General features: G+C 62.7%; 12 protein-coding genes. 8 read left to right on the forward strand and 4 right to left on the reverse strand.

Annotated elements, in window-relative coordinates; genetic code table 11:
* Window positions 1–33 precede the first annotated feature (33 nt).
* The gene (locus tag AC3IYG_RS07940; RefSeq protein WP_489313240.1) at window positions 34–963 is read right to left on the reverse strand and encodes an alpha/beta fold hydrolase; all 930 of its coding nucleotides are present in this window, start codon (window positions 961–963) and stop codon (window positions 34–36) included.
* Between the two features lie 114 nt (window positions 964–1,077).
* On the opposite strand from AC3IYG_RS07940, the gene AC3IYG_RS07945 reads away from it, so the two are divergent.
* From AC3IYG_RS07945 to AC3IYG_RS07980, 8 genes are all read left to right on the forward strand, one after another.
* Window positions 1,078–1,899, forward strand: coding sequence for a substrate-binding periplasmic protein (locus tag AC3IYG_RS07945; protein WP_489313241.1), 822 nt, complete (start codon window positions 1,078–1,080; stop codon window positions 1,897–1,899).
* Between the two features lie 49 nt (window positions 1,900–1,948).
* A complete protein-coding gene (locus AC3IYG_RS07950; protein WP_489313866.1) occupies window positions 1,949–2,266 on the forward strand; it encodes a DUF4398 domain-containing protein in 318 nt (105 codons plus the stop codon).
* Window positions 2,263–3,072, forward strand: coding sequence for an OmpA family protein (locus AC3IYG_RS07955; protein WP_489313242.1), 810 nt, complete (start codon window positions 2,263–2,265; stop codon window positions 3,070–3,072). Before AC3IYG_RS07950 ends, AC3IYG_RS07955 begins: the two co-directional genes overlap by 4 nt.
* Before the next feature lie 313 nt (window positions 3,073–3,385).
* A complete protein-coding gene (locus AC3IYG_RS07960; RefSeq protein WP_489313243.1) occupies window positions 3,386–4,825 on the forward strand; it encodes an aminotransferase-like domain-containing protein in 1,440 nt (479 codons plus the stop codon).
* Between the two features lie 142 nt (window positions 4,826–4,967).
* Entirely contained in the window at window positions 4,968–6,710 is a 1,743-nt protein-coding gene (locus AC3IYG_RS07965; protein WP_489313244.1) for a vWA domain-containing protein, read from the forward strand.
* 2 nt (window positions 6,711–6,712) lie between these two features.
* Window positions 6,713–7,312 (forward strand): RNA polymerase sigma factor, encoded by a 600-nt coding sequence (locus AC3IYG_RS07970; protein ID WP_489313245.1) that lies wholly within the window; start codon window positions 6,713–6,715, stop codon window positions 7,310–7,312.
* Window positions 7,309–8,103: a hypothetical protein gene (locus tag AC3IYG_RS07975; RefSeq protein ID WP_489313246.1), complete on the forward strand. Its 795-nt coding sequence runs from the start codon at window positions 7,309–7,311 to the stop codon at window positions 8,101–8,103. Before AC3IYG_RS07970 ends, AC3IYG_RS07975 begins: the two co-directional genes overlap by 4 nt.
* A 119-nt stretch (window positions 8,104–8,222) precedes the next feature.
* Window positions 8,223–8,732, forward strand: a complete 510-nt coding sequence (locus AC3IYG_RS07980) for a hypothetical protein (protein WP_489313247.1) — start codon at window positions 8,223–8,225, stop codon at window positions 8,730–8,732.
* A 57-nt stretch (window positions 8,733–8,789) separates the two neighbouring features.
* Here AC3IYG_RS07980 and AC3IYG_RS07985 read toward each other — a convergent pair whose 3' ends face one another.
* The 3 genes from AC3IYG_RS07985 to AC3IYG_RS07995 form a co-directional block, all read right to left on the reverse strand.
* A complete protein-coding gene (locus tag AC3IYG_RS07985; protein ID WP_489313248.1) occupies window positions 8,790–10,616 on the reverse strand; it encodes a long-chain-acyl-CoA synthetase in 1,827 nt (608 codons plus the stop codon).
* A 213-nt stretch (window positions 10,617–10,829) separates the two neighbouring features.
* Window positions 10,830–11,654 (reverse strand): SDR family oxidoreductase, encoded by an 825-nt coding sequence (locus AC3IYG_RS07990; RefSeq protein WP_489313249.1) that lies wholly within the window; start codon window positions 11,652–11,654, stop codon window positions 10,830–10,832.
* Between the two features lie 177 nt (window positions 11,655–11,831).
* Complete coding sequence (locus AC3IYG_RS07995) at window positions 11,832–13,817, reverse strand: acetyl/propionyl/methylcrotonyl-CoA carboxylase subunit alpha (RefSeq protein WP_489313250.1); 1,986 nt, start codon at window positions 13,815–13,817, stop codon at window positions 11,832–11,834.
* Between the last annotated feature and the right edge of the window lie 12 nt (window positions 13,818–13,829).

The raw sequence follows: 13,829 nt of genomic DNA on the forward strand, positions 1-13,829 counted from the left end.
GCGGGTTTTTTTATGCCGTGTACAGGTGCTAAATCAGCTCTTACTGCTGTCGAGAAAGGCCTGGTAGTGCTCGGCAGTCTCTTGCGGACGCTCGATCATGGGCACATGCCCGCAGTGTTGCATGATGACGACGCTGGGTTTGCGCAGCAGTGGCCGCATCACCTCAATGCTGGAAACATCCAGTACGCGATCCTGGTCGCCCCAGAGCAGCAGTGTGGGCGCCTGGATTCTCGCCAGTTCAGGTTCCAGCGGGATGTAGCGCTCGCGCAACTGTTTGAAAATCTTGTCGTAGTGCGCGCTGTTGGCGGCGGCCTGTTCGGCCAGATAACCCTTGAGCGGGCCGGGTAGTGTGGGCGGTTCGACGAAGACAAAATTCATCAGCCGGGAAAAGTCTTCCGGGCTGCGTACGACCAGAGGGTTGGGCTCGCCGCGTTGCAGCATCTCGAACAGTTCGCTCTGCTTCGGCGAGGTGATGCCGGCATTGTCCAGCAAGGCCACGGAGAGCACCTGTTGCGGGTGGCGCGCGGCATACAAGGCGCTGATGTGGCCACCCATGGAGTTGCCAATCACATGCAGCTTTGCAATGCCCAGGACCTTGGTAAAGGCTGCCAGGCGCTCCACCTGAGTGCCGACGTCATAACTGGCATCCGGTTTGCTGCTTTCGCCGAAGCCTGGCAGGTCGAGGGCAATCACGTGGTAGCGCGTCGTGAAGTGCTTGGCGAAGCGCAACCAGTTGTCCTTGTTGGCGCCAAAACCGTGCACCATCAGGATGGTTTCGCCGTCCGCCGGGCCGCCCTCGTAATAATGGATGCTAAGATCGCCAACGGTCGTCTGCCGATTGGACAGCCCGGCAAGTTGCCGTTCGACGAACTGAGCGCTGGACATTAGTGCGGCAGGAGAGAGGTAAAGGGTTGCAGCCAGCGCCGTTAAGATGATGACAAGACCGACGAACAGTTTTTTCATGATGCGTCCTTATCGCTAATAATTATTGCAGCCAGCTTAAACTAGCATGAAGGTATGGAGTCACGTCGTAGCCTGGTGCCAGTCCAACCGAATGTTCAGTACGAGATGCCCGTGATGCACATACGCCTATATTTCATACCGCTGCTGCTTTTGCTGGCCATGGCGCCGGCATTGAGCCATGCGTTAGGAAAGTGCGAGCGCCTGGTGGCGACCGGTAACCCGGAGTACCCGCCCTACCTCTGGCGCGACCCGAATAACCCCAAGTTGTTGATCGGCGCCAATGCCGACCTGCTCAAGCAGATTGCCCAGGAACTGGGCGTGAAGGTCGAGATCATCTACACCGGGCCTTGGTCGCGAGCCCAGGATGAAGTGCGCACCGGGCGTGTCGATCTGCTGGCCGGTGCCTTCCTGACCCTGCCACGCCTTGAGGTGATGGACTACATCCATCCCGCGTTCCTGGTTACGCCGAACGTGGCCTGGGTTCGGCGTGGCAAGGGGTTTACCTACACGGGCTGGGATGATCTGCGTGGTCGCACGGGCGGCACCCTGGTCAACAACAGCTTCGGCCAGGCTTTCGATCATTTTGCCAAGGAGAACCTCACCCTCGAAGAGGTGCCCAGCCTGACCCAGGCCTACCAGAAGTTGCTGCTGGAACGCACCGAGTATGTACTTTATGAGCGCTACCCGGGCTTGGCGCTGGCGGAAACCCTGGGTATGGCCGATGATCTCGATGTCTTGGAACCACCGATTTCCAGTGAGGGTCTGTATCTCACCCTGTCTCACAATTCGGCGTGCAACGAGCCCTGGCTGCGTGGGCAACTGGCGAAAAAGATGACAGAATCGACAGCCGCAGGCCTGCCGGAAACCTTGCTGCAGCGCAATCTGGAGCGTTGGAAAGAGCAACAGTTGCAGCCGGCAACTACCCAGAATCAGTAGGGAAACTTTCGTGATCCATAAACGCATACTGGCAACCTGTCTGGCTGTTATGGCCGTGGCCGGTTGTGCCAACGACCCTGCGCCGAACGAGCAGATGCGCCTGACCGAGCAGGCTGTAACCCAGGCCAAGGCAGTCGGGGCTGATGAGCAGATTCCGGAAATGCTGCTCGCCGAGCAGAAGCTGGCGCTCGCGCAGAAGAACATGCTCGAAGAAGATTACAAACGAGCGCGCATGCTCGCCGAACAAGCCGAGCTGGATGCGCGTCTGGCCGAAGCGCGTGTACTGACGCTGAAAAGTCAGAAGCAACTGGCCGAGTTGAACACGCGGATCAATCGTCTGCGCAAGCAGTTGGGGGATTTGCAGTGAGCAATGCCTACCTGAATGCCAGCCTGTGGCTGACCATCGTATTGTTGGCGGGTTGCGCCAGCCAGCAGAACAGCGAGCAGGCTCTGGAAGCCGCGCGGGAGAAATTCCAGGCGGTCAAAGAAGACTCGGCGGTACTGCGCAGCGCGCCCAAGGATGTGATTCGTGCCGGTGAGTCCTTGGCGCGCGCCGACCGTCTCTCCAGCTACTGGGGCAGTGAGGCTGATGTCAGCCATTATGCTTACCTGAGCCAGCGTTACAGCGAGATTGCCGCTGAACACAGTGCGCTGGGACAGAACCAGGAGCGCGCGGCCAAGCTCGATCTGGAGCGTGAACACCTGCAACTCAATCTGCGCGAAGCCAAATTGCTCAGCGTGCAACAGCAGGGTAAGTGGCTGGAGGAGCAGATCGTCAGCCTGGCCACGACCGAAACCGAGCGTGGTCTGGTCATGACCTTGGGCGATGTGTTGTTCGATGCCAACCAGGCCGAATTGAAAGCCTCCGCCAACCGTACGGTGCTGAAGCTGGTGCAGTTTCTGCAACTCAACCCGCGCCGTGTGGTGCGGATCGAGGGCTACACCGACAGCCGTGGCAGCAAAGAGGAAAATCTCGAACTGTCACGCGCCCGGGCACAGACCGTGGCCGATCTGCTGGTCGATCTGGGTATCGACGGCAAGCGTATCCAGGTCAGCGGTTACGGTGCGGATTTCCCGGTGACGGAGAATGCTTCCGCACGTGGGCGGGCACAGAATCGTCGGGTGGAGATCGTCTTCTCCGATGAGCAGGGCAATCTCGGCTCGTCTCGCTAGGCCAGTTGCCTGCTGGGTTCCCGCCCGGCAGGAGTGACATTCGAAGCGTTCTGGATGGTCACCCGCGCTCGTCATCCCCGCGAATTGATCGTTCCCACGCTGTGTGGGAACACCGCCTGGGACGCTCCGCGTCTGCGCCGTTAAAGCCGCCACATATACCCACCTGTCCTAAGCAATTTATTTTTGCTGCCAATTGAACCGATACAGTCACTGGCCATCAGGCACTGTACTGGCAACAATAGAGGCAACTGTGCCGGTGCAGTTTTCGTTCGCTCGGCTACTGTTTCGGTTCAGTGATCCGGGGAAGGCTGCCATGACCAATCTGTTGCTTTATCAGCGCATCGCTCAGCAACTGGCTGAGGATATTCGCCGTGGCGTTTACCAGCCGGGTGAGCGGGTGCCGTCGGTGCGCAAGATGAGTTCGCAGCTGAACGTCAGCCATGCCACGGTGCTCCAGGCGTACGCCAATCTGGAGGATCAGGGGCTGATCCGTGCGCGGCCGCAATCCGGCTTCTATGTCCACCAGACCCCGGCGCTGACCGCACCAACCCCGGACATCGCTCGCGTCGAGCGGCCCGGTTTGGTCACCCGCAGCAGCATCATCAACCAGGTGCTCACCGAGTCGCGCCGCGAAGGGGTGTTTCCCCTCGGCGCCGCTGTGCCACATGTGGATTACCTGCCCGTGCGGGCGTTGCACCAACAATTGGCCAAGGTCACCCGGTTTCAGAGCCCGCGCGCTTTCAGTTACATGTTCAGCCCAGGCTTCGAGCCGCTGCGCCGGCAAGTGGCGATCCGCATGCGTGACGCCGGGGTGGTGGTCGACCCGGCCGAGGTGGTGATCACCCACGGTTGCGTGGACGCCCTGCAGATGTCGTTGCGGGTGTTGACCAAGCCAGGTGACTTGATTGCCACTGAATCGCCGACCTACTACGGCCTGCTGCAACTGGCCGATTTGCTTGGCTTGAAAGTGATCGAGATTCCCAGCGATCCAGCCACCGGCATCAGCTTGGAAGCCCTGCAACTGGCGGCCAACCAATGGCCGATCAAGGCCATGGTATTGACCGCACGCTTGAGCAACCCGTTGGGCGGTACCATGCCCGAGGACCGGCAAAAGCAGTTGCTGCGCCTGGCGCGGGACTTCGACTTCCACGTAGTCGAGGACGATATCTACGGCGAGCTGATGTTCGAGCAGGGGCCGACCAAGGCGCTCAAATCCCATGATCGCGAGGGGCGGGTGTTGTATTGCTCGAGCTTTTCCAAGACCTTGTCGCCCGGTGTGCGGATCGGCTGGATCATTGCCGGCAAGTATCAGGACGATATCCAGCGCCTGCAGACCTTCAGCACCCACTCGGCTTGCAGCGTGACGCAGATGGGCGTGGCGGCCTACCTGGAGAACGGCGGCTACGACCGCCATCTGCGCTATATCCGCCAGGAGTACCGCAAGAACCTCAGCGCCTTCCAGCTGGCGGTGCAGCAGTATTTCCCCGAGGGTACGCAAATCACTCGGCCGAAGGGCGGATTTATCCTCTGGGTCAGCCTGCCACGGCGAGTGAACACCAAGGATCTACATGTGCGGGCATTGCAGCAGGGCATCAGCATCGCACCGGGGCTGATTTTCAGTAATACCGAGCAGTTCAATCACTGTGTGCGCTTGAACTGCGGCATCCCGTGGAATCGCGAAGCCGAGCGCGCGCTGATGACGCTGGGGATGCTGGCCAATCAGCTGTGCCAGGAAGCCCCTGGCGCATTCTGAAAAAGCGTTCGGCAGGCTTCATCGGCCATTTTTACGCAGTATCGGCAACGCCGATAGTTTTTCAACGGCCTGTTAACCCGAACACCGTGACCGCTGCGTCTACCTGGGCGAATGGATATTTCGTCCCCAGGAGGCGCCCAGCATGTCCAGTTACCGTGAGATTTCCCGTCAACCGCTGCTCTGTGGTTTCGCCGGCGGTCTGCTGCTGGCGCTAGCCGCTTGCAGCGCCTCGAATTCCGAACAAGCGAGTGCGCCAGTGCTGCAGGAGAAACTGGCCGTCGTTGCTGACGCTGCCCAGGCCCCTGAGTCGCGGGCACAAACGCAGCCCCTGACACGTAAGGCCGAGTCGGCGAAGTACGCAACCAGTGGCATGCTCATGCCAAGCCTGGCTGCCCCGATGCCAAGCAATGAAGCACCGCCGCCGGGTTATCGCGATGTGTCGCGCGAGCAGTATCAGAAGTTGGCGGATAACCCGATCCACACCGTGGCCGAGACGCCCGTATCGACCTTCAGCATTGATGTGGATACCGGCAGCTATGCCAACGTGCGGCGGTTTCTCAATGAGGGTCGCCTGCCGCCGCAAGAGGCGGTTCGCCTTGAGGAACTGGTCAACTACTTTCCCTATGCCTACCCGTTGTCCAAGGGCGATACGCCGTTTGGCGTGAGCACCGAGCTGGCGGTTTCGCCGTGGAATGCCAACAGTCGTCTGCTCAAGGTGGCGATCAAGGCTTCGGATCTGCAGGTCGAAGAGCTGCCCGCCGCCAATCTGGTGTTCCTGGTGGATGTATCCGGCTCGATGGATAGACGTGAAGGCCTGCCCATGGTGCAGAGCACGCTGAAGTTGCTGGTCGAGCAATTGCGTCCGCAGGACAGGGTGTCGCTGGTGGTCTACGCCGGTGAATCGCGGGTGGTGCTGAAGCCGACTTCGGGGGCGCAGAAAGCCAAGATCCGCGCGGCCATCGATCAGCTCACGGCCGGCGGTTCGACGGCAGGGGAGTCGGGCATTCAGCTGGCCTACCAGCAGGCGCAGCAGGGTTTTCTCGACCAGGGCATCAACCGCATCCTGCTGGCCACCGATGGCGATTTCAACGTCGGCATCAGCGACTTCGAAACCCTGAAGAAACTGGCGGCCGACAAGCGCAAGAGCGGTATTTCGCTGACCACCCTGGGCTTTGGCACCGACAATTACAACGAGCAGTTGATGGAGCAACTGGCCGACGCCGGCGACGGCAACTACGCCTACATCGACACCTTGCGCGAGGCGCGCAAGGTGCTGGTCGAGCAGCTGAGTTCGACCCTGGCGGTGGTGGCCAAGGACGTGAAAATCCAGGTCGAGTTCAACCCCGCGCAAGTCAGTGAATACCGCCTGCTCGGCTACGAGAACCGGGCGCTCAAACGCGAGGATTTCAGCAACGACAAGATCGACGCCGGCGAGATCGGTGCCGGGCACAGCGTCACCGCGCTGTACGAGATAGTGCCGACGGGCAACAAAGGTTGGGTGGAGCCGCTGCGTTACCAGGACGCGGCGAAAACCGCTGCCAAGTCCGGCGAGCTGGCGCTGCTGCGTATCCGCTACAAAGGGCCGCAGCAAAGCCAGAGCCGTTTGCTGGAAGTGCCGATCGAGGCGCAACAGACCCCCACGCCGATCGCCCAGGCCAGCGAGGATCTGCGCTTTGCCGCAGCCGTTGCCGGTTTCGCCCAGCAGCTCAAGGGTGGGCAATACACCGGCACGTTCGATATGGCGGCCAGCGCCAAACTGGCTCGCGGTGCCAAGGGCGAAGACCGCTTCGGCCTGCGTGCCGAGTTCGTTCAGCTGGTCGAGCTGGCGCAGAGCCTGCAAACTGCGCCTTCAAGTTCCGTTCCCGGTATGGCCAAGGTCGAGTAAACGTGACATCCGCCCCTGTTGCGACATTTCCCGCCGATAGCGACGCCGAACTCCTGCGGCGTTATCGGCGCGGCGATGCCGAGGCGTTCAGCGTGCTTTATGCGCGCCACCGCCTTGGCCTGTTTGGTTTTCTCTGCGGCTTGTGCAGCGATACGGCGTTGGCCGAGGAGGTGTTCCAGGAAACCTGGCTGAGCCTGATCCGCAGCGCGTCGGAACAGCGCGAAGCGGTGCAGTTCAAGACCTGGCTGTACCAGATCGCCCGCAACCGGCTGATCGACCACTGGCGCAAGCATGGCAAGCGCCTGGCCTTGCAGGACGAGTTCGATGAGCAGTTGCACGGCGAGACCGCCAGTGAGCCAAACCCGGAACAACAGCTCAGCCTGACGCGTGACCGGCAGCGGTTACAGGCCGCGTTGGACGATCTGCCGGCCGAGCAGCGCGAAGTGTTCCTGCTGCGCGCCCATGGCGACCTGGAGCTGGGCGAGATCGCCGAGCTGACCCGCACCCCGGCGGAAACCGTGAAAAGCCGCTTGCGTTATGCGCTGCAAAAGTTACGTCGGTTGCTGGCCGACCCGGCCACCGCCGAAGAGGTATCCGCATGAGCCACGAACCCCATGATCGTGTCGGGCAGCAACCCGACACATTGCCGCTCGATCCGCATGAGCAGGCGCTGCTGCAGCACTACCGCGCACATGCCCCGAGCGAACCTTCCGCCGCCCTGGATGCACGGATCCTGGCTGCGGCCAGCGCGGCATTGCCAGCCGGCGACCCACGCCTGGCACCCACGCCTGGCGCCATGGCGCGTCTGCAGGGCTGGTTGTTTGGCGGTAGCCAACGGACGCGCTGGTCCGTGGCGTTCGCCAGCCTGGCGACCCTCGGCCTGGGGCTGGGCTTGACCCTGCATACGGTTGAGCGCAGCCCGGAGCGTTACGAGATGGCGCCTGTGCCGATGCAGGCTCCGGTGCCGGCCATGGAGGCGGTGCAATCGTATGCGCCGCCGCCAGCGGTGGCGGAGAAGAAGCGCAGCGCCGAGTTGTCGGTCAATGTCGCACCTGCGCCGGCTGCCCCGCTGGCCGAGGCGCACACGGCGGTGGCGGATGAACAGGTGAAGGCCGAAGCCGCCATGTCCAGCCTCAGTGGCCGCCAGGCGGACAGCGCCGCCAAGCTGCAGACATCAAAGGCCAAGTCCGCCGCTGGTCAGCCTGTGCAAGCACTGAGCGAGGAATTGCACAGCGCCTTGCAGCAGATCGTGCGATTAGGCGATGGCGGCCAGCAGCAGCTTGCCAGTGAGCAACTCGCCGCGTTGCAGCGGCGTTATCCGGGGCTCGATCTGCAGGCCGAGCTCAAACGCATGCAAACCAGCGAGGCGCGGGGTTCCGCTGATTCACGCTAATACTCCGGGGTTATTGCGCGGTGGGCGGTGTTTGGCAACAAGGCGATTCAATCCCGGGCTTGCCAGGCAAGCGACTCCGCGAGAGCATTAATGGATTCCGTTAGCTGCTTGTGTTCCCCATGATTGCTATCCGCTGCCTGGGGCTTGCCGCGGCGCTGGTGCTGCTCAGCGCCTGCGACCCTGTCGAGCCGACCCCGCCCAAATCGCCACCGGTACCTGCGGTGCCGGCTGTCAGCGCGCCGAGCGAGGCGCCTGAAGTCGTTCCCGAGCCGCCACCGGCCAAGGTCGAGAAGCCCGCCAAACCGCTGCTCAAGCAGGCACCGACACCTGTAGCAGCGGTTGTCGCGCCCAAACCCCGGCCGGCGGCCACTGTCAGCCAGGCCGCCAAAGAGCCGCTGCCCAAAGCCACATTGGACCTGCGTCTGCCCGAAGAGGTGGTGAAGGAAATGCAGCTGGATGAGTCTGTGGATGAGGCGATCAGCAAGTCTTTGTTGCCGCCCTTGTTCGTCGAGAAACCGTCCGGGCAGAGTCCGTTCCAGTTGAATGGCCGGCTGTTGACCAATGACCGTGAAGACGATTACTGGCGGTCGGTGGAAGGGGCCGAGTTGCAGTTCGAGTTCAAGCAATAAACCCGGCGATAAAAAAACGCCGACCTGAAGGCCGGCGCTAAGGGGAAAGGGTGCGTTTCAGAAGCGGTGATCGCCGGCCTGGATGGCTTGGTAAAGCTCGCTACCCAAGTGCTGGAAGCAGCTTTGGCCGGGCAGGCGAACCAATAGTGGCTCGCTGATCTGCTCTGGATTGTAGGCGTTTTTCTTCAAGTCGGTTTTTTTGTACTTGAAGGTGCCGGTGGTCTCGACTTCTTTCAGCAAACGCAAGAACAGCGGCGCGGCGTAGGGCGGCAGGGAGCGATCCAGGTGCGCGGCCAGCTCGGCAGTCGCCAGTTCTGTGCCTTGCGCCAGGCGCAGGGCGGCCATCCCGCAGCGGCCATTGGTGCCGGGAATTTCTACGCCATAAACCACCGCATCCTCGATGCCGGGGAAAGCGCCGAGGGCGTTCTCCACTTCGGTGGTGGAGACGTTCTCGCCTTTCCAGCGGAAGGTGTCGCCGAGGCGGTCGACGAACTGGGTGTGCTTGAAGCCGATGTCGCGCATCAGGTCGCCACTGTTGAACCAGGCGTCGCCCTGCTTGAACACGTTACGCAGGATCACCGCCTCGCTTTTCGCCGGGTCGGTGTAGCCGTCGAACGGCCATTTCGGGCTGATCTCGCTGATCAGCAGGCCGGGCTCGCCTTTTTCGGCCCTCTCCATGAAATTCTTTTTGTTGCGCAGCGGTCGGTCGTTCTCCAGGTCGTAGCGCACGATGGCGTAGGGTGCCGGGGAGTAGCCGACGGTATTGTCGAAGTTGAACACGTTGGTGAAGCCGATATTGCCTTCGCTGGAGGCGTAGAACTCGGTGATCCGCTCGATCCCGAAGCGCTGCTTGAACTCGCCCCAGATCGAGGGGCGCAAACCGTTGCCGATCATGCAGGTCAGGCTGTTGTGCCGTTCTTCCGGGCAGGGCGGTTGATTGAGCAGGTACCGGCACAGCTCGCCGATATAGCCGAAACAGGTGGCTTGGTAGTGCTTGACGTCTTTCCAGAAGGCGCTGGCGGAGAAGCGCCGGCGCAGGGCGATGGCCGCACCGCCGGCCAGCACCGCGCTCCAGCACACGGTCACGGCATTGTTGTGGTAGCAGGGCAGCGTCAGGTAGAGCACGTCGCTGTCGTTCAGGCCGAGGCCGGAATGGCCGAAGCCGCCGTAGGCCTTGATCCACTTGCCGTGGCTCATGATCGAGGCTTTTGGCAGGCCGGTGGTGCCGGATGTGTAGATCAGGAAACAGGCATCTTTCAGGCACACCTGGGCGCTTTCCGCGAGGTTTTCGCGGGCGAGGTTTTGCGCCAGACCGATCAGGTTTTGCCAGCCTGCCGGCGCCTGGCCGGGCTTGCTGAAGCTGTCGCCGTCAGCGATCCAGTAGCAGTGCTCGCCGCTGTTGAGCACCTCGCCACGGACCTCTTCGAACGGCGCGTGCAGTTCTTCGCCGATCACGAAATGGCTGGGCTTGACCAGATTAAGGCTGTGGATCAGCACCTGGCCGCGCTGGCTGGTGTTGACCAGGGCGCCGACCGCGCCGAGCTTGGCCAGCGCCGCGAGTACCGCCAGCACCTCGATGCGGTTTTCCAGCATCACTGCGACGACGCTGCCGTGGCTGACCCCTTCGGCCTTGAAGGCGCGGGCCAGGCGATTGGCCCAGGCGTTGAAGCTGGCGTAGGACAGTTGCCGCTGCTCGTCCAGCACCGCCGGCCGGTCCGGGTAGAGGTTGGCTGCGCGCTCCAGCGCCCAGGCCAGCGACAGGGCCTTGTCGCGATTGCGGATGCCGGCGTAGTACAGGCCGCGCAGCATGCGCGGCACGCGGCAGAGGGTGGCGGGCAGGTGGGCGATAAAGCGGGCAGGGGTGATCAGGTCGGCGTGGGTCATGACTCTCGCGCTGTTGTTATGCGGGGGCGAAAGGTAACTGTAGAACCTTGCGCCCGGCCCTGCTATGACCCTGGCGCGAGCGGTTTCAGGCAGATCGGCAACTGGATATCCGGCTGCTTTGTGTAGGAGCGGGCCATGCCCGCGAAGGCCGCTAAAGCAAAAGCTTCGCGGGCATGGCCCGCTCCTACGGAAATCGTCAGGCAGCCGCTGCTGTCAGTCGACGAACAGATCCGGAATCAGCGAGCCACCGGCCGGATCGAAGCGGTACTGCTCGAATTCGCTCAAGCCCTGTTCACGCAGGATTTCTTCGTCGATCAGCAGGCGGCCGGTGATGCTGCGAGCGTTGCTGGAAAGAATCGCGTAGGCCGCATCGGCCATGATCGCCGGCAGGCGCGCACGTTTGAAGGCCTCGCGGCTGCCCAGTTCGAACTCGATGGCGGCGGTGGCGATCATGGTCTTGGGCCACAGCGAGTTGACGCTGATGCCGTACTTCTTGAATTCCTCGCTCATGCCCAGGGTCAGCATGCTCATGCCGTATTTGGTCACGGTGTAGGCGCCGTGCTGGGCGAACCACTTGCTGTCCATATTCAACGGCGGAGAGAGGTTGAGGATGTGGCCGCCCGCGCTGGTCTTCAGGTACGGCAGCGCCGCCTGGCTGCAGACCATCACCGCGCGGGTGTTGATCTGGAACATCAGGTCGAAGCGTTTGGGCTCCAGGTGCTCGACCCCGACCAGCTTGATCGCGCCGGCGTTGTTGACCAGGGCGTCGATCCCGCCGAAGTGTTCGGCGGCCTTGGCCGTGGCGACTTTGACGGCGTTCTCGTCACGCACATCGAGTTGCAGGGCCAGGGCCTTGCCGCCAGCCGCTTCGACTTCCGCCGCGACGCTGTGAATGGTGCCCGCGAGCTTGGGGTGGGCCTCGGCGCTTTTCGCGGCGATGACGATATTGGCGCCGTCCTTGGCCGCCCGCAGGGCGATTTCACGACCGATACCGCGGCTGGCGCCGGTGATAAACAGGGTTTTGCCGGACAGTGACATGGGTGTGCTCCGTATCTTGTAGTTATGGGCGAGTCGAGTTGCATGACGGCTCTTGTGGGGGGCTTTAGCCGCGATGCTGTTACCGCTCGCGGCTAAAGCCCCTCCCACGGTTGAGTGTGTAGGGTGGAAAACCGCGGAGCGTTTTCCACCGCTCTATTGGGCTGATAAGACGCCACCCTAGGCCTGGGTTTCCACCTCGACCAGCACCTGGCGGTTCTTGACCTGGTCACCCTTGCTGGCCTGGACGCGGCGGACGATACCAGCGACCCCGGCCTTGAGCGGGTGCTCCATCTTCATCGCTTCCAGCACCACCAGCAGTTGGCCTTTGCTGACCTGGTCGCCTTCGGCCACCAGCACCTCGACGATGGCGCCATCCATCGGTGCCTTGACCGTGCCGGAGCTGGCGGCGTTCTGCCCGCCTGCCGGTTCGTGGGTCACATCGGTCAGTTGCAGGTTGCCGTTGGCGCCGTACAGCCAGAGTTGTTCGCCGGTTTGATGATAGGCAATCCGCTGGCGCACGCCGTCCAGCTCCAGGGTGGCCCAGCGGCCGTCAGCCCCGAGCAGGTGCACCTCGAGTTGGCTTGCGCCGACCTGTGCCAGCAAGCGTGGCCGAGGGCCTGGCTCGATTACCGCCAGTTCCACCGTCAGCTTCTGCTCGCCGTGCCTGAACACGAAGCGCCAGGGCGCGTTGCCGGCGTTACGCCAGCCGGACAGGCCTGGTTGATGTGCGCGGGCCTGTGCCGAAGCCTGGTAGAGCAGGCTGGCGGCGCTGGCCAGTTCGGCCACCGTGGGCGCCTGTGGGCTGAGGCTCGGGTCGGCCTGGAAATGCTCGCCGATAAAGGCCGTGGTGGCGTTGCCGGCGGCGAACTCGGGGTGCTTGAGCAGGTTGGCGAGGAAGCGCTGATTGCCGTTCACGCCCAGCAGCACGCAGTCTTCCACCGCACGGATCAGCTTGCGCCGCGCCTCGTCACGGGTGGCGCCGTAGGCGATGATCTTGGCCAGCATCGGATCGTAGAACGGAGTGATCTGCTGGCCTTCGACCAGGCCATGATCGATGCGGATGCCGTCCAGCAGCGCCGGTTCCCAGCGCAGCACTGCGCCGGTCTGCGGCAGGAAGTTGTTGGCCGAGTCCTCGGCATACAGGCGCACTTCCATGGCGTGGCCGCTGAGGGTGATCTGCTCCTGTTCAAGCGGCAACGGCTGGCCTTCAGCCACACGGATCTGCCAGGCCACCAGGTCCTGGCCGGTGATCAGTTCAGTCACCGGGTGTTCGACCTGCAAGCGGGTGTTCATTTCCAGAAAGAAGAACTCACCACTCTGGTCGAGCAGGAATTCCACCGTGCCGGCACCGACATAATTCACCGAGGCCGCGGCCTTCACCGCCGCCTCGCCCATGGCCCGGCGCAGCTCGGCGGTCATTACCGGGCAGGGCGCCTCCTCGACGACCTTCTGGTGGCGACGCTGCACCGAGCAATCGCGCTCGCCGAGGTAAACGATGTTGCCGTGCTGGTCGCCGAACACCTGGATTTCCACATGGCGCGGCTGGATCACCGCGCGCTCCAGGATCAGCTCGCCGGAGCCGAAGGCGTTTTGTGCTTCCGAGCGGGCGGTGCGGATCTGTGCGAGCAGTTCGCCGGCTTCATGCACCAGGCGCATGCCACGGCCACCGCCGCCAGCACTGGCCTTGATCATCAATGGGTAACCGATGCGCTCGGCCTCCGCGGCCAGGACTGCTTCGTCCTGCGCCGCGCCTTCGTAGCCGGGGATGCACGGCACCTGGGCTTCGAGCATGGCGATCTTCGACAGGCGCTTGCTGCCCATCAGGTGGATGGCTTGGATGGTCGGGCCGATGAACACGATGCCCGCCTCTTCGCAGGCCTGGGCGAATTCGGCGTTTTCCGAGAGAAAGCCATAGCCGGGGTGGATCGCGTCGGCGCCGGTCTTGCGGGCCGCGGCGATGATGGCGTCGATCTTCAGGTACGACTGGTTGACCTGCGCCGGGCCGATGCACACGGCTTCATCGGCGCATTGCACGTGGCGCGCATCGGCATCCGCCGTGCTGTACACGGCGACGGTGCGATAGCCCAAAGCCTGTGCGGTGCGCATCACCCGGCAGGCGATTTCGCCGCGGTTGGCGATCAGGATCTTGTTGAAGGCCGGCATCTGTGTGTTCCT

The organism is Pseudomonas sp. KH_027 (assembly GCF_057838565.1).

Coding starts and splice junctions, on each gene's coding strand:
- AC3IYG_RS07950 (WP_489313866.1), top strand. CDS start 1,949: ATGGCCGTGGCCGGTTGTGCCAACGACCCTGCGCCGAACGAGCAGATG.
- AC3IYG_RS07985 (WP_489313248.1), bottom strand. CDS start 10,616: ATGACCCACGCCGACCTGATCACCCCTGCCCGCTTTATCGCCCACCTG.
- AC3IYG_RS07980 (WP_489313247.1), top strand. CDS start 8,223: ATGATTGCTATCCGCTGCCTGGGGCTTGCCGCGGCGCTGGTGCTGCTC.
- AC3IYG_RS07945 (WP_489313241.1), top strand. CDS start 1,078: ATGCACATACGCCTATATTTCATACCGCTGCTGCTTTTGCTGGCCATG.
- AC3IYG_RS07965 (WP_489313244.1), top strand. CDS start 4,968: ATGTCCAGTTACCGTGAGATTTCCCGTCAACCGCTGCTCTGTGGTTTC.
- AC3IYG_RS07960 (WP_489313243.1), top strand. CDS start 3,386: ATGACCAATCTGTTGCTTTATCAGCGCATCGCTCAGCAACTGGCTGAG.
- AC3IYG_RS07940 (WP_489313240.1), bottom strand. CDS start 963: ATGAAAAAACTGTTCGTCGGTCTTGTCATCATCTTAACGGCGCTGGCT.
- AC3IYG_RS07995 (WP_489313250.1), bottom strand. CDS start 13,817: ATGCCGGCCTTCAACAAGATCCTGATCGCCAACCGCGGCGAAATCGCC.
- AC3IYG_RS07975 (WP_489313246.1), top strand. CDS start 7,309: ATGAGCCACGAACCCCATGATCGTGTCGGGCAGCAACCCGACACATTG.
- AC3IYG_RS07990 (WP_489313249.1), bottom strand. CDS start 11,654: ATGTCACTGTCCGGCAAAACCCTGTTTATCACCGGCGCCAGCCGCGGT.